Source organism: Gluconacetobacter diazotrophicus PA1 5 (genome assembly GCF_000067045.1).
Lineage (GTDB): Bacteria > Pseudomonadota > Alphaproteobacteria > Acetobacterales > Acetobacteraceae > Gluconacetobacter > Gluconacetobacter diazotrophicus.
The window spans coordinates 360250-376052 of sequence record NC_010125.1; the positions used below are offsets into that span (position 1 = coordinate 360250).

The following is a 15803-nucleotide window of genomic DNA, read 5'->3' on the forward strand; positions in this document are numbered from 1 at the left end:
CGCAAGGCATTCCCATGACCCTCACCGTTCTCGACCCCAGGACCGCCCTGGTCGTCATCGACCTGCAGAAGGGCATCGTCGGCTTTCCGACCGTCCATCCCGTCGCGGGCATCGTGGCCTCCGCCGCCGCGCTGGCCGCCGCGTTCCGCCGGCGCGGCCTGCCGGTGGTGCTGGTCAACGTGACGGGCGGCGCGCCGGGCCGCACGGAACGCAGCTTCAGCCTGGACGGCATGCCGCCGGACTGGGCCGACCTGGTGCCCGAACTGGACGCCCAGCCCGGCGACCTGCGCGTGACCAAGACAACATGGGGCGCCTTCGCCAGCACCGACCTTGCGCGGCAGTTGCGGGCGCTCGGCGTCACCCAGGTGGTGCTGGCCGGCATCGCCACCAGCCTCGGCGTCGAATCGACGGCGCGCGAGGCCCATGCGATGGGCCTCAACGTCACCCTGGCGCTGGACGCCATGACCGACCTCAGCCCCGAGGCGCACGACAACAGCGTCCAGCGGATCTTCCCGCGACTGGGCGAGACCGGGTCCACCCGGCAGGTCATCGACCTTCTCGAACGCGGATGAACCTACCCCCGGCCGACCGGCTCGCCCCCGGCGCGTGGCGCGTGGTGTGCGTCGCCGCCATCGGGTCGTTCATGGCGCAGCTCGACGCCACGGTCGTCAACGTGTCGCTGGCGCCGCTGGCCGTGGAGCTGCATGCTGGCCTGCCGGCCATCCAGTGGGTGATGAGCGGCTATCTGCTCGCCCTGGCGCTGACGCTGCCGCTGAACGGCTGGCTGGTGGACCGCATCGGCGCCCGGGCGCTCTATCTGTGGTGCTTCGCGGCCTTCACGCTTTCCTCGGGGCTGTGCGGGCTGGCCTGGTCGGCCCCGTCGCTGGTTGCCTTCCGTGTCCTGCAGGGCATGGCCGGCGGGCTGCTGGCCCCCATGGCGCAGATGATGGTCGCCCGCGTCGCCGGCCGGAACATGGCGCAGGTGGCCGGCATCGCCGCCCTGCCGATCCTGCTGGCGCCGCTGCTGGGGCCGGTCGCCGCGGGCGCGATCCTGCATTTCGCCTCATGGCGCTGGCTCTTCCTCGTGAACCTGCCGGTCGGGGGGCTGGCGCTGGCGCTGGCGGCGACGGTCCTGCCCGACGACCGGCAGGACACGCGGCCGCGCGGCCTCGACCTGACCGGGCTGGCCCTGCTGTCGCCGGGTCTGGTCCTGTTCCTCTACGGTTCGGACCATGCGTGCACGCGGACCGGCGGCGCGGCCCTGGCCGTCTCCGTCATCCTGTTCGCGCTCTATTACCGCGCGGCGCGGGCCCGGGGCGACGCGGCGCTGATCGATTTGCGCCTGTTCGGGGGCCGGAACTTCTCCGCCGCGATCGTCGCCCTGTTCATGCTCAACGGCATTTCCTATGCCGGGCAGATGCTGGTTCCGATCTATCTGGTCCGGGCCTGCGGGCTGTCGCCCGGCCAGACCGGCTGGCTGATGGCGCCGCTGGGGCTGGGCATGATGTGCACCTATCCGTTCATGGGTCGGCTGACGAAACGCTTCGGCATCCGCCGGCTGGCGGCCGGCGGCGCGCTGCTGGCCCTGGCCGGGACGCTGCCGCTGATCGTCCTGGCGCGCCACGGGTTCGCCGCCGCCGTGCTGGCGCCCGGCCTGTTCCTGCGGGGCATCGGCATCAGCGCCATCGGCATCCCGTCCATGACCTCGGGCTATGCCGCGGTGGCGCGGCGGGACCTGCCGATGGCCACCACCGCCATGAACATCGTCCAGCGCCTGGGCGGCCCGATGCTGACGACGCTGTGCGCGACCTTCCTGGGGTGGCGCCTGTCCGCCACGGCCGGCGCGGCGACGGTTCCGGGCGCCTTTGCCGCGTCGTTCGGCCTGCTGTGCATCCTGCACGCGCTGCTGGTCCTGGCGGCGTTGCGGCTGCCCCGGCGGCTTCCCGGGGCCGGACCCGCGCCGTGATCGCCCCCTATCCGGACGGCGCGCCCCACGCGGGGGCGTTCCACCGGATCTGCCGCTCGGTCCCGATGTCCGGCGGCCCGATGTCCGGCGGGCTGACCGGAAGATTGTAGGGCGTCACGATTTCCACCGACGACAGGCGCGCCACGCTCTCGCCCCTGCAGAAGGCACCGTGCCGGAACACGTCGAACGCCGCCCGGGCGTCCGCCCGCAGGTTATGGTACAGGACGAAGTCGATCGCATGCCCGGCCAGCAGGGCACGATTGTCCGCATCCAGGTCATGGGCCACGAAGATGCGGATCGCCCGGCCCATCTCGCGGCACGCGTCCAGGGTCGCGCGATTGCCGCCGCCGATCGAATAGATCGCGCAGATCGTCGGGTCGGCCGCCAGCGCGTCGTGGACCAGCCGGCCGGTTTCCGCATCCTGCCCGCGTCCCTCGCAGACGCTCGTCACCCGGATCGACGGGTAACAGGCACGCATGACCGTGCGGAATCCCTTTTCCCGGTCGCCCTCGCCCCGAAACCGGGAACTGGAAATCGTGACCAGCACCGTGGCCGCCTGCGCCCCCAGCGCCCGGCCGACCAGATAGGCCGCCGTCTCGCCCGCCGCCCGGTTGTCGACCCCGACATAGGCCGCCCGGGGGGCCGAGGGCAGGTCGGTGACGAACGTCACGACCGTGATCCCCGCCGCCGCCGCGCGCGCCACGGCGGCATGGATCACCGGGGTATCGGGTACCTTGACCAGCATGCCGTCCGTGCCGCGCAGGCGGATGCGGTCGATCGCCCGCGCCAGCGCCGCCGGGCCCTCGGTTTCCATCAGGTGGAAGCGGCAGCGGAACACCAGCGGCACGAACGCCGCCATCTCGGCCTCGAACGCCGCGCGCGCCTCGGTCGTGAAGCGGCGCGGCGCCTCCATCAGCACGTCGATCGTCATCTTCCGGCCCGGCAGCAGCGCCCGTGCCTCCTGCCGTTCCAGTTCCGCGATGGCGGCACGGACGCGCAGGCCCGTCTGCCGGCTGACGCCCGCCCGCGCGTTCAGCACACGGTCCACCGTCGCCATGCTCAACCCCGCCTGGTGGGCGATATCCTTGATCGGGAACATATGCGTCATGGCGCCGCCGTCTGATGGGTTTTTGATGGTTTTCCAGTCTGTTTCGCACCCGCGACGCCTGTAGCGTAACGGCGTCTCAAGGAGGCGGACAATGAAAAACAACGAGAGCAAGACAAGAACTCAGCCGTCCACGCTCACCCAGGCCGACTGCGACCTGCCGTCCTTCAGGAAACTGGTCGAACGCACGGCCGATCCCGCGCACTACCCCCACGCCCACGCGATCGAACGGAACATCCCGATCTATGACGGGCAGGAACTGGCGGCCCTCGTCCGGAACGACGCGGAACGCGCCGTCGCGGTGAAATCGGAACTCTGCGCCCTGCTGGCGGATGGCCCCGGCGTCGCGGTCTTCCGTGGCGCGATGGACGATCCCGGCGTGCTGGATCAGGCCAGTTCGGTCTTCGGTCGGATCATCGACGAGGAACGGCGCACCCAGAGCGGCGGCGGCGACCATTTCGCCAAGCCGGGCGCCAATGACAGGGTGTGGAACGCGCTGGAAAAGCACTGCCTGGAAGATCCCGGGAATTTCGCCCGCTATTACGCGAATCCCGTCATCGCCCTTCTGGCCCGGGCCTGGCTCGGCCCCGCCTACCAGGTGACGGCGCAGGTCAATCGCGTCAATCCCGGCGGCGGCGCGCAGGCGCCCCATCGCGACTACCATCTGGGCTTCCAGAGTCCGGACGCCATGGCGCATTATCCGCGCCACGTCCATCAGCTTTCGCCGATGCTGACGCTGCAGGGCGCGGTGGCGCATGTCGACATGCCGCTGGAAAGCGGGCCGACGCTGTTCCTGCCCTACAGCCAGACCTATCTTGCGGGCTATCTGGCGGTCACCCGGCCCGATTTCGTGGAGTATTTCCACGCCCACCATGTCCAGCTTCCCCTGTCCCGGGGCGACATGGTCTTCTTCAACCCCGCCCTAATCCATGCCGCCGGCGCGAACAGGTCGCGCGATATCGGCCGGCTGGCGAACCTGCTGCAGATCTCCTCGGCATTCGGGCGGGCCATGGAAACGGTGAACAGGACGCGCATGTGCGCGGCGCTGTACTCCGCGCTCGGTACCCTGAAATCCGAAAACATCCTGGATCTGGAAGGCATCGGCAATACGGTCGCGGCCTGCGCCGAGGGCTATTCGTTTCCCACGAACCTCGATCGCGATCCGCCGTTGCATAACCTCGCCCCCCGCACCCAGGCCCAGTTGATGCACGAGGCCCTGGACGAGCGGTGGAGCGAGCATCTGTTCGTCGAGGCGCTGCTGGCGCAGGACGCAAGAAAAAAAGGGGAGTAAGCGAAACATGACGACGAAGACAGGCGACCTGACGGGCAAGGTGGCCCTGGTCACGGGCGGCACGCAGGGGCTGGGTGCCGCCATCGCCACCGTGTTCGCGCAGCGCGGCGCCAAGGGGATCGTGATCTGCGGCCGCAACCGTCACAAGGGTGAAGACGTCGCGGCCCGGCTGCGGCGCGATTTCGATACCGACGTGCGCTTCGTGGCCGCCGACCTCGCGGACATGGACGACGTGCGGGCCGTCGTGCAGGCGTGCGACGGCGCGTTCGGCCGGATCGACGCGCTGGTGAACGCGGCGGGACTGACCGATCGCGGCACCATCCTGGACACCACGCCCGAATTGTTCGACCGCATGATGGCGGTCAACGTGCGCGCGCTCTTTTTCCTGATCCAGGACGCCGTGAAGATCATGATCCGGGAATCGACCGAAGGCACGATCGTCAATATCGGCTCGATGTCCGCCATGGGCGGGCAGCCTTTCATCGCCGCCTATTGCGCCTCGAAGGGGGCGCTGGAAACGCTGACCCGCAATACCGCCTATGCGCTGCTGCGCAATCGCATCCGGGTCAACGCGCTGAATATCGGCTGGATGGCGTCGGACGGCGAAGACCGCATCCAGCGCGAATTCCACGGCGCGTCCGAGGGCTGGCTGAAGGACGCGGCCCAGACGCAGCCCTTCGGCCGCCTGATCAGCCCCGAGGAGGTCGCGCGCGCCTGCGCCTATCTGTCCAGCGCCGAATCCGGCCTGATGACGGGATCGGTCATCTGTTTCGACCAGTCGGTCTGGGGCGCGTACGATGATTCGCCCCATCCCGCCCAGGCCATGCGCCTGCACGGCGAATAACGAAAAAAAGAAACCAGGAGCAGGTCATGACGAAAAACGTTTCAAGACGCACGCTGGGCATAGGGCTGATCGGCAGCGGTTTCATGGGTAAGGCCCATGCGCTGGCCTTTCGCACGGTGGGCGGGGTCTTCCCCCTGGCCGCCGAGCCCAGGCTGGAAATCCTGGCGGACATCTCCGCCGACAAGGCGGCGCGCGCGGCCTATGAACTCGGCTTCGCGCGCTTCACCGCGCAATGGGAACGGCTTGTCCTGGACCCGGCGGTCGATATCGTCGCCATCACCACGCCCAACCGCCAGCACGCCCCGATGGCCCTGGCCGCGATCGCGGCGGGCAAGCATGTCTATTGCGAAAAACCGCTGGCCACGTCACTGGAAGACGCCCGCGCCATGACCGAGGCCGCCGAGCGCGCCGGGGTGGTGACGCAGGTCGGCTTCAACTACCTGCGCAACCCGATGGTCCACACGGCGAAGGAAATCATCGCCAGTGGCGAGATCGGGGACATCATCGGGTTTTCCGGCCAGTATATCGCCGGCTTCATGGGCACGCCCGAAGGGTCCTGGTCCTGGCGTTTCCAGCCCGAGGAAGCGGGCGGCGCACTGGCCGATATCGGCTCGCACCTGATTTCCATGAGCCGCTACCTGCTGGGCGAGGTCGCGTCGGTCTGCGCCGGCCTGGATACCGTCTATCCCACGCGCACGTCGTCCGACGGCCAGTCGCACCGGGTCGGCATCGACGACCAGGCCGCGATCCTGGCCCGCTTCCAGGACCACCCGTTCACCGCCACGCTGTTCACGTCCTGGGTCGCGACCGGGCGTGAAATGGGCCTGTCGTTCGACGTCACCGGGTCGAAGGGGGCGTTGCGCTTCACGCAGGAACGCCTGAACGAACTGGAACTGTTCAAATCCGGGCAGGCCGCCAACCGCCGTGGCTTCACGCGCCTGACCGCCTCGCCCGCCTATCCGCCCTACGGGGCCTTTACCCCCGGCGCCGGCCATCAGCTTGGCTTCAACGACCTGAAGGTCATCGAGGTCCGGAACCTGATCGACGCCGTCTGCGGCGTGGCGCCCGCCGAGACACCCTTCCGCGATGCGCTGCGCACCGCCATGGTCATGGAAGCCGTCCGGGATTCGTCCCGGACCCGGCAGTGGATGGACGTTCCCGCCCAATAAGGTGGGAAAATCACGTGATTCGGAAAAATGGAATATATTACATAAAAAATCCGGCGTGCCGATGACGGCACGCCGGATGAATTTCGCGGCCTGGTTCTACCGGATACCCTGTCCGGACAGCGCGATCACCGACGCAGCCTGGTCCTTCATCACCAGGCTGGGGCCCGAAGCCACGTCGCTGGCCGGCATCATCCCGTACCGCACCTTCAGGGCCAGGAACATCACCGGCAGATAGCCCTGCAGGTAGGGCTGCTGGTCCACCGCGAACAGCGCCTGGCCGTCGCGGATTTCCTGCAGGAAGCCGGGGGCGAGGTCGAACGCGCCCACCCGCACCTTGCCGGTCAGGCCCAGCGCCTTGACGGCGGAGACGGCGGGTTCACCCACGGTCTCGGCGCCCAGCCCGATGATCGTGTCGATCGTGGGATCGGCCCGCAACGCGCCCTGGATCTTGGCCTTGGTGCTGCTGGTATCCATATCGACCGGCAGGACCTTGGATTTTCCGAACGCCTTCGCGAATCCGGCGCAGCGATGGTCCAGCGCCACGTTGCCCGGTTCCTGGTTGACGCACAGCGCGTTCGTGCCGCCGGCCTTCTTCATCGCGGCGCCCGCGGCCTCGCCGGCCGTGGATTCCTCCTGCCCGACATCCAGGCCGACGCCGACCTGGCGCGCGGTTTCCGCCGCCGCGTTGGTGGCGATGACGTTGATGCCGGCCGCCAGGGCCTTGTGAATGGGGCCGGACAGCGCATCCACGTCGGGCACGCTGACCACCAGCCCGTCGGGGTGCTGGCTGACGGCGGCGGTGATCAGGTTTGCCATCTGCGTCATGTCGAACGTGTCGGGCTGGCGGAATTCCACATGCACGCCGGCCTGCTGCGCGGCGACCTTGGCGCCGTTGCGCACGACCGCCCAGAAGGGATCGGCCGCCTGTCCATGGGTGACCATGATGATGTTGATCGACTTGTCGGCGGCGCGGCCCGCGGGGACCCACGCGGCACTGGAAAGCGCCAGGATGCCTGCCGCGATAACGGACGATTTTTTCATTTCTTTCTCTTCTTGTTATCGTCGTCTTGGAATGATGGAAGCCTGCTACACCATCCCGCCCAGTTCGTCCGAAAGCTTCTGCATCTCCCGCCCGCCGGCCATCAGGCTTTGCAGGCGGTCCATGTCGATTTCCGACTTCCGGTAGGAACCCAGCGTCTTGCCGCGGTTCAGGACCGTGAAACTGTCCCCCACGGCGAAGGCATGCCGCACATTGTGCGTGATGAAGACCACGGCCAGGCCCCTGTTCCTGACCTGGTCGATATATTTCAGAACCATCGAGGTCTGCGCGACGCCCAGCGCCGATGTCGGTTCGTCCAGGATCAGCACCCGCGCGCCGAAATAGACGGCCCGCGCGATGGCCACGCACTGGCGCTCGCCGCCCGACAGCGTGCCCACCGCCTGGTCGGGGTCGCGCACGTCGATGCCGATCTTGTTCATCTGGTCATGGGTGATGCGGCGGCAGGCCTTGAAATCCACCCAGCGGAAGGGAAAGACGCCCTGCACCGGCTCCCGCCCCATGAAGAAATTCCGCGTGACCGACATCAGCGGAATCATCGCAAGGTCCTGGAACACGGTGGCGATCCCCGCCGCCAGCGCGTCGCGCGGGCCGTGGAAATGGGCGGGCTGGCCATCGACCAGGAACGTGCCGCTGGTGGGCGCATGCACGCCCGACAGCGTCTTGATCAGCGTCGACTTGCCGGCGCCGTTATCGCCCAGCAGGCACAGCACCTCGCCCGCCCGGACGGTCAGCGACACGCCGGCCAGGGCGATGACCTGCCCGAATTCCTTGCGGACATCCTTGATTTGTAGAAGTCTCGACTAAATCTGACGGATGGTGTCTGCTGAAGCTCAACCAGTGCTGCGGCGGGGGCGGAGTGGCCGGGCGACGCAGCCCCCGCCGCAGCCATCGGAGGATATCCTCATGACCCGTGACCAGAAGATCATCCGCGCCAAAGTTGGCCTGCTGGAACTATCGAAGCAACTGGGCAACGTCTCCCAGGCCTGCAAGATGATGGGGTATTCGCGCGACAGCTTCTACCGCTTCAAGGAGCTCTACGACAAAGGCGGCGAAATCGCGCTCCAGGAACTCTCCCGCCGCAAACCCTTGCTGAAAAACCGCGTCGAGCCGGCGGTTGAGGAAGCAGTGGTCGCGATCGCCATCGAACAACCGGCCTGGGGCCAGGCCCGCGTGGCCAACGAACTGCTCAAGCGCGGCGTCACCGTCTCTCCTTTCGGGGTGCGCAGCATCTGGCTGCGCCACGACCTCGCTACCATGAAGCTCCGCCTCAAGGCGCTCGAAGCCAAGATGGCCCAGGAACGGCTGATCCTCACCGAAAGCCAGCTTGCGGCCCTGGAGAAGGCCAAGGCCGACAAGGAGGCCTGGGGCGAGTTCGAGACCGAATGTCCCGGCTATTGCGGCGCTCAGGATACCTTCTATGTCGGCACCCTGAAGGGCGTCGGTCGCGTCTACCAGCAGACCTTCGTCGATACCTACAGCAAGGTCGGCTTCGCCAAGCTCTATGACCGCAAGACCCCGGTTACCGCTGCCGACCTGCTCAACGACCGCGTCATCCCCTTCTTCGAGCTGCACGATCTCCCGCTCCAGCGCGTGCTGACCGACCGGGGCACCGAATTCTGCGGCTCTCATGACCGCCATGAATACGAACTCTATCTGGCGGTGGAGAACATCGACCATACCCGCACCAAGGCGCGCAGCCCGCAGACCAACGGCATCGTCGAGCGCTTCCACAAGACCATGCTCGACGAGTTCTATCGTGTCACTTTTCGCCGCAAGATCTACGACAGCATCCACGAACTCCAGGCAGACCTCGACGAATGGATGGATGACTTCAACCGCAATCGCACCCACCAGGGACGATACTGCTTCGGCAAAACCCCGATGCAAACCTTCCTTGACGCAGCCCACCACGCCCGCGAAAAAGATATCGGGCGCCACGTCGAACACCACATGAACGCGTAGCATCCACGCCGGCCACTTCAAGCCGTCCGTCAGATTAAGTGCAAACTTCTACACTTGATTTCGATGATCGGCGTGCCCTTCGGCGGCAGATCGACCGCGTCCGAACCGCCATGCCCCGAGGATGTCCCACGTGGTGTGATGTAATTCATGGCTCAACGCTCCCCCGTCACCTTCCGGCGCAGGTTGTTATTGAAGATCACCGCAATCAGCAGCATCACCCCGAGGAAGACCTGGAACCAGTCGCTGTCGAACGTGGTGTAGCTCAGCCCGATCGACACCACGCCGAAGATGATCGCCCCGAAGAAGGCGCCCAGCGTCGATCCGTATCCCCCCGTCAGCAGGCACCCGCCGATCACGGCGGCGATCACGGCCTGGAATTCCTTCTGCGTGCCGCGCATCGCATCGGTGGACCCGGCATCCAGCACCGTCAGGATGCCGACCAGCGCCGCGGCGCACGCGGTCAGGATGAACAGCCCGGTCTTGACCTGGTCCACCGGCACGCCCGAATTGCGGGCCGCCCTGGGGTCGCCGCCGCTGGCGAAGATCCAGTTGCCCAGCTTCGTCTTCAACAGGCACCAGGTCGAAAGCGCGGTCAGGCCGACGAACCACATCACCGCGATCGGGATGCCGGGTGCGGCGGGCGTGCCGTCGGGCAGCAGCGCGATCAGGCCGTGATGCGCCGCCCACCGGAACGGGCCGCCGAAGGCGAAGCCGGAAAAGAGCGGCGTGAAGATGCTGTCCGACGCGGCCTCGGTAAAGCCGCGCAACTGGGTGGTGCCGCCCGTGACCGCCTTCAGCCCGACCAGGGACAGGCCGCGCAGGATGAAGAAGAAGGCCAGCGTCACGATAAAGGACGGCAGCCGCGTCCAGATCACCAGCTGGCCGTTGATGGTGCCCACGATCGCCGCGACCACCAGGGTCAGCAGGATCGAAAGCAGCAGCGGCAGGTGCCATTGCAGCAGGAAGATGCCGAAGGCCAGGCCGGAAAACGCGACCATGGACCCGATGGACAGGTCGAATTCGCCCCCGATCATCAGCAGCGCCACGGCCACCGCCATGATGCCGAGCTGCGCCGAGGGGTTCATGATCGCCAGCCCGCCGTTCAGCGAGAACATCGACCGGTCGGCGGTGAAGGCGAAGAAGATCCCCACCAGCACCAGTCCGCCGATGGCGCCCAGTTCGGGCCGGCGCATGGCCCGGACCAGAAGCGAGGAATGGCGCAGCCGCTCGTCCGGCGTGCCGGCCCCGTCCGGTGCGCGGGGTGCCGGGGGCAGGACCGCGCCCGGCCGGGCCGCCAGCAGCGGCCCACCTGAAGGTTCGATAGACATTCGATTATTCTCCATGAAACGCAGGATGAACCGTCGTTTCTATTTTTATATGTCTACGGAACGCACATTCCGTTCTTGTCCCCGCAAGGTCAAGGCGCAAACGCGTCATCCGCCCCGGCCCGCGCGCTTCTCACGCGTTTGTGCTGCCCGCGGACGGGGCGGCCGTTACCGTTTTCTGCCCTTTACGTCACGGATTTTGGCCACCGACGTGGCCAGCGTCATCACCAGCGCCGTCGCGGCGGCATTGGACCGGAAGCCCTGGAAATCCTGTTCCAGAATCTCGAACCACAGCCCGCCGGCGGGCACGACGGGGCTGAACGGACTGTCGGTCAGCACGATCGTCGGCACGCCCACCGCCTGGAACTGGTTGAACACTTCGATCGTACGCCGGGCATAGGGCGAATAGCTGATGACGATCGCGGCGTCGCGGTGCGTGGCGAAGGACGCGATCTCGTCCTCCATGCCGGTGGCCGACCGGACATCGACATGGCGGATCGACAGTTTGTTCAGCAGGTACGACAGGTAATCCGCCACCGGCGCGGACCGCCGCAGCCCCAGGACGAACAGGGTCTCGGCCTCGGCCAGGACGGCGCAGGCGCGTTCCAGACGCTCGGCGTCGATGCCGGCACGCAGGCGCGTCAGCGACTGTTCCAGTGCGTGGGCGAAACCCTCCAGCAGCATCGTGGCCGGCGGGCTGGCGCCGTCGGGGCCCCGCAGGGCATCCAGCCGCGTCTGGTAGGTCGAGGCCCGGCCGCGCAGGCGCTCGCGGAAGACCACCTGCATGTCGGAAAACCCGTGAAATCCAAAGGCCCGTGCGAAGCGGATGATGGTGGAAGGCTGGACGCCCGCCACGGCCGCGACGCTGCTGACGGTCCCGAAGGTGAAATCGTCCGGCGCCGCCATGATCGCATCCGCCACCTGGGCCAGCCGCTTCGGCAGCGAATCGTAGCGGGCGCGAATATCGTCGCGCAGCACATCGAAATCCTGAATCGGGATCGATCCGGCGGCCATGTCGTTGGGCATCGTGCTCTCGTATCGGGCAAGGGGATATGGGGTCGGTTATTTCACGGAATGAAATGCAATGGAACATTCATGTTCAGGCCGCCCGCGCCGGGATTTCGGCCATATAACCAAGAATAATCATGATGTTGACACCCGGAAGGCGCCGGAATTGCCCGCTGGAAAACGGAATAAACGTTCTGTGATTTGACGCAAAGGGAACATTTATCCCTAAATCGCCGCCAAGCAGGCCCGCCAAGAGGTCGCCCGAAAAGAGGTAAGGAATGACGAACCCTGCACTTGACGTCGTGACGGTCGGCCGCGCGTCGGTCGATCTGTACGGGCAGCAGATCGGCGGCCGGCTGGAGGACATGGCCAGCTTCAGCAAGGCCGTCGGCGGCTGCCCCGCCAACATCGCCATCGGCACCGCGCGGCTGGGCCTGAAATCGGCGCTGGTCACCCGGGTCGGGGACGAGCATTTCGGGCGCTTCATCCGCGAACAGCTCTGCCGCGAAGGGGTGGACGTGCGGGGCGTGCACACCGACCCGGCCCGCTTCACCGCGCTGGCCATCCTGGGCGTGCGCGACCGGACCACGTTCCCGCTGCTGTTCTACCGCACCGACTGCGCCGACAGCGCCCTGGACGAGGGCGATATCGACGAGGCCCTGATCCGGTCCAGCCGTGTCCTGGTCGTGACCGGCACGCATTTCGCCCGGCCCGGCTCCGCCGCCGCGCAGCGCAAGGCCATGCGGATCATCCGCGCCGCCGGCGGCAAGGTGGTGTTCGACATCGACTACCGCCCCAACCTGTGGGGCCTGGCCGGCATCGGGGACGGCGAGGCGCGCTATGTCCGATCGGACACCGTCACCAGCCACCTGGCGCCGATCCTGCCGGACTGCGACCTGATCGTCGGCACCGAGGAGGAACTGCATATCGCCGGCGGGTCGGAAGACACGCTGGATGCCATCCGCGCCATCCGCGCGCGCTCGGCCGCCACCATCGTGTGCAAGCGCGGGCCGATGGGCTGCGTGGTGTTCGACGGTGCGATCCCGGACCGGCTGGATGACGGCATTTCCGGCCCCGGCTTCCCGGTCGAGGTCTACAACACGCTGGGCGCGGGCGATGCCTTCATGTCGGGCTTCCTGCGCGGCTGGGTGCGGGGCGAGGCGCTGGAGACCTGCTGCCGCTACGCCAATGCCTGCGGCGCCTTCGCGGTGTCGCGCCTGCTGTGCTCGCCCGAAATCCCGACCTGGCGGGAACTGACCTATTTCCTCGACCATGGCAGCGTGGAAACCGCGCTGCGGCATGATGTCGCGCTGAATCACCTGCACTGGGTCACCACGCGGCGCGCCCAGGCCTATCCGGTCATGGCGCTGGCCTGCGACCATCGCATCCAGCTCGAAGCCATCGCGCTGGAAGCCGGGGCCCCGCTGTCGCGCATTCCGCAGTTCAAGACGCTCGCGGTGCAGGCGGCGGTCAGGGTGGCGAACGGCGCACCGGGCTTCGGCGTCTTCATGGACGGGCGCTACGGCCAGGACGCGCTGTTCACCGCGTCGAAGAGCGGTCTGTGGACGGCCCGCCCGATCGAACTGCCGGCCTCGCGCCCGCTGGATTTCGAGTTCGGCGGCAGCCTGGGCGCCCACCTGACCGAATGGCCGACCGACCAGGTGGTGAAATGCCTGTGCTTCTACCACCCGGACGATGACGAGGCCCTGCGCCAGCGCCAGGAACGCGAAATGCTGCGCGCGCAGGATGCCTGCCGCCGGACCGGCCGCGAGCTGCTGCTGGAAATCATCGCCGGCAAGAACGGCCCGATGCGCGACGACACGGTGTCCCGCGCGTTGCAGATGCTCTACGCCGCCGGGCTGCGCCCGGACTGGTGGAAGCTGGAAGGACAGTCCAGCCCCGCCGCCTGGCACGCCATCGGCGAGGTGATCGGCGCGAACGACCCCGATTGCCGGGGCGTCGTCATCCTGGGCCTGGACGCGCCCGAACAGGAATTGCTGGCCGCGTTCCAGGCCGCCGCGGTCACGCCCTGGGTCCGGGGCTTCGCGATCGGCCGCACCATCTTCGGCGACCCGGCACGCGCCTGGTTCGCGGGCAGCCTGGACGACGCAGGCGCGGTCGATGAAATGAGCCGCCGTTTCGCGCGCTTCGTCGCCGCCTGGCAGGCGGTGCCGCGCACCACCGACGCAACGGGACAACGGTCATGAACACGATCCGCCTGACCATGGCACAGGCGCTGGTCCGCGCCATGTGCGCGCAGAAGACCGAGCTGGACGGCCAGATCGTGCCGTTCTTCGGCGGTGTCTGGGCCATTTTCGGCCACGGCAACGTCGCCGGCATGGGCGAGGCACTGCACGCCCAGCGCGACGACATCACCACCTTCCGCGCCCATAACGAACAGGGCATGGTCCACGCCGCCACGGCCTATGCCAAGGCGCAGCGGCGGCGGCGGGCCATGGCCTGCACCACCTCGATCGGCCCGGGCGCGCTGAACATGGTCACGGGCGCCGCCGTGGCGCACGTGAACCGCCTGCCGGTGCTGCTGCTGCCCGGCGACGTGTTCGCCAACCGCGTGCCCGATCCCGTGCTGCAGCAGGTCGAGGATTTCGGGGACGGCACCATCACCGCCAATGACGCCTTCCGCCCGGTATCGCGCTATTTCGATCGCATCACCCGGCCGGAACAGCTCATTCCCGCCTTCGCCCGCGCCATGGCCGTGCTGACCGATCCCGCCGAATGCGGCCCGGCGACGCTCGCGCTGTGCCAGGACGTGCAGGCGGAAGCGTTCGACTATCCCGAGCATGTCTTCGCCGAGCGCATCCACCGGCCCCGGCGCCCCGCCCCCGACGAACGGGATCTGCATGACGCGGCCGGCATCATCCGCGCGGCGCGGCGGCCCTTCGTGGTGGTCGGCGGCGGCGTGCCGTATTCCGGGGCAGGGGAGCAGGTGGCCGCCTTCTGCGCCGCGCGCGGCATTCCCGCCGGGGAAACCCAGGCGGGGAAATCCGCGCTGCCGGCCACGCTGGCCATGAACATGGGCGGCGTCGGCGTCAGCGGCACCAGCGCGGCCAACACCATGGCGGCGCAGGCCGACGTGGTGATCGCCATCGGCACGCGGCTGCAGGATTTCACGACCGGGTCCTGGGGCCTGTTCCAGAACCCCGACATGCGGATCGTGGGCCTGAACGTGCAGGCGTTCGACGCCATGAAGCACGAGGCGCAGCCGCTGCTGGCCGACGCGCGCGTGGGGCTGGCGGCGCTGGACGCGCACCTGGGGGACTGGCGCGCGGAAGGCGACTGGACGGGCATGGCCGAACGCGCCCGCGCCGAATGGCTGGAAATCTCGGCGCGCTGCCTGGCGGCATCTTCGGCCTCGGCCCCGCCATCGGGCGCCCTGCCGTCCGACGCGCAGGTGATCGGCGCCGTGCGCCGCGCCGGCACGCCCACGGATGTCGTCGTCTGCGCGGCGGGGGGGCTTCCGGCCGAACTGCAGAAGCACTGGCGGGCGGACAGGCCGGGCGGCTACCACATGGAGTACGGCTTTTCCTGCATGGGGTACGAACTGGCCGGCGCCCTCGGCGTCAAGATGGCCGATCCGTCGCGCGAGGTCATCGTGATGGTGGGGGACGGCTCCTATTTGATGCTGAATTCCGAAATCGCGACCTCGGTGATGCTGGGGTTCAGGCTGACCATCGTCGTGCTGGACAATCACGGCTATGGCTGCATCAACCGGTTGCAGCAGGCATGCGGCGGCGCGCCGTTCAACAATCTGTGGAAAAATTCGATGCATATGCACGAATTTCCCGCCATCGACTTCGCGGCCCACGCGCGCAGCCTGGGCGCTGACGCCGTCAAGGTGTCCGGCCTGGCGGCGCTGGAGGACGCGGTCCGCCAGGCCCGCGACGCCGCCCGCACCACCGTCATCGTCATCGACACCGATCCCATGCCGACGACGCGGGACGGCGGCGCGTGGTGGGACGTGGCGGTGCCCGAAATCTCCGCCCGCCCGGGCGTGAACCAGGCCCGCGCGGAATACGAATGCAAGCGCAATTCCCAACGCATCGGAAACTGAC

Annotated in this window: 13 protein-coding genes; 8 read left to right on the top strand and 5 right to left on the bottom strand. The window is 67.8% G+C overall.

Annotated features, from left to right (window positions below):
• Positions 1-14: 14 nt before the first annotated feature.
• Together GDI_RS01650 and GDI_RS01655 are read left to right on the top strand one after the other, a co-directional pair.
• The gene (locus tag GDI_RS01650; protein ID WP_012222634.1) at positions 15-572 is read left to right on the top strand and encodes a cysteine hydrolase family protein; all 558 of its coding nucleotides are present in this window, start codon (positions 15-17) and stop codon (positions 570-572) included.
• Complete coding sequence (locus tag GDI_RS01655; RefSeq protein WP_012222635.1) at positions 569-1966, top strand: DHA2 family efflux MFS transporter permease subunit; 1398 nt, start codon at positions 569-571, stop codon at positions 1964-1966. Before GDI_RS01650 ends, GDI_RS01655 begins: the two co-directional genes overlap by 4 nt.
• 7 nt (positions 1967-1973) lie before the next feature.
• On the opposite strand, the gene GDI_RS01660 is transcribed toward GDI_RS01655, so the two are convergent.
• The gene (locus GDI_RS01660) at positions 1974-3074 is read right to left on the bottom strand and encodes a LacI family DNA-binding transcriptional regulator (RefSeq protein WP_012222636.1); all 1101 of its coding nucleotides are present in this window, start codon (positions 3072-3074) and stop codon (positions 1974-1976) included.
• Between the two features lie 91 nt (positions 3075-3165).
• Between GDI_RS01660 and GDI_RS01665 the strand changes: the two genes are divergently transcribed.
• From GDI_RS01665 to GDI_RS01675, 3 genes are read left to right on the top strand one after another with little or no spacing between them, the layout of a single operon-like run.
• Positions 3166-4362, top strand: a complete 1197-nt coding sequence (locus tag GDI_RS01665) for a phytanoyl-CoA dioxygenase family protein (protein ID WP_012222637.1) — start codon at positions 3166-3168, stop codon at positions 4360-4362.
• A 7-nt stretch (positions 4363-4369) separates the two neighbouring features.
• Positions 4370-5206, top strand: a complete 837-nt coding sequence (locus GDI_RS01670; protein WP_012222638.1) for an SDR family oxidoreductase — start codon at positions 4370-4372, stop codon at positions 5204-5206.
• A gap of 26 nt (positions 5207-5232) precedes the next feature.
• Positions 5233-6375: a Gfo/Idh/MocA family protein gene (locus GDI_RS01675; RefSeq protein ID WP_012222639.1), complete on the top strand. Its 1143-nt coding sequence runs from the start codon at positions 5233-5235 to the stop codon at positions 6373-6375.
• 96 nt (positions 6376-6471) lie between these two features.
• Here the strand turns inward: GDI_RS01675 and GDI_RS01680 are convergent, their stop codons facing one another.
• Both GDI_RS01680 and GDI_RS01685 read right to left on the bottom strand, forming a co-directional pair.
• Positions 6472-7416, bottom strand: a complete 945-nt coding sequence (locus GDI_RS01680; protein ID WP_012222640.1) for a substrate-binding domain-containing protein — start codon at positions 7414-7416, stop codon at positions 6472-6474.
• 45 nt (positions 7417-7461) lie between these two features.
• Positions 7462-8172 carry an ATP-binding cassette domain-containing protein gene (locus GDI_RS01685; RefSeq protein WP_012222642.1) on the bottom strand — a complete coding sequence of 237 codons (711 nt, stop codon included), beginning with the start codon at positions 8170-8172 and terminating at the stop codon, positions 7462-7464.
• Positions 8173-8338: 166 nt separating this feature from the next.
• Here GDI_RS01685 and GDI_RS01690 point away from each other — a divergent pair, with 166 nt between their 5' ends.
• Positions 8339-9397, top strand: coding sequence for an IS481-like element ISGdi10 family transposase (locus tag GDI_RS01690; protein WP_012222646.1), 1059 nt, complete (start codon positions 8339-8341; stop codon positions 9395-9397).
• A 152-nt stretch (positions 9398-9549) separates the two neighbouring features.
• Here GDI_RS01690 and GDI_RS01695 read toward each other — a convergent pair whose 3' ends face one another.
• The gene (locus GDI_RS01695) at positions 9550-10725 is read right to left on the bottom strand and encodes an ABC transporter permease (protein ID WP_012222650.1); all 1176 of its coding nucleotides are present in this window, start codon (positions 10723-10725) and stop codon (positions 9550-9552) included.
• A gap of 165 nt (positions 10726-10890) precedes the next feature.
• Positions 10891-11748, bottom strand: coding sequence for a MurR/RpiR family transcriptional regulator (locus GDI_RS01700; RefSeq protein WP_012222652.1), 858 nt, complete (start codon positions 11746-11748; stop codon positions 10891-10893).
• A 260-nt stretch (positions 11749-12008) separates the two neighbouring features.
• Here GDI_RS01700 and GDI_RS01705 point away from each other — a divergent pair, with 260 nt between their 5' ends.
• Both GDI_RS01705 and iolD read left to right on the top strand, forming a co-directional pair.
• Positions 12009-13937 (top strand): bifunctional 5-dehydro-2-deoxygluconokinase/5-dehydro-2-deoxyphosphogluconate aldolase, encoded by a 1929-nt coding sequence (locus tag GDI_RS01705; protein ID WP_012222656.1) that lies wholly within the window; start codon positions 12009-12011, stop codon positions 13935-13937.
• A complete protein-coding gene (iolD, locus tag GDI_RS01710; protein ID WP_012222658.1) occupies positions 13934-15802 on the top strand; it encodes a 3D-(3,5/4)-trihydroxycyclohexane-1,2-dione acylhydrolase (decyclizing) in 1869 nt (622 codons plus the stop codon). Before GDI_RS01705 ends, iolD begins: the two co-directional genes overlap by 4 nt.
• The last annotated feature ends 1 nt before the right edge of the window (position 15803 follow it).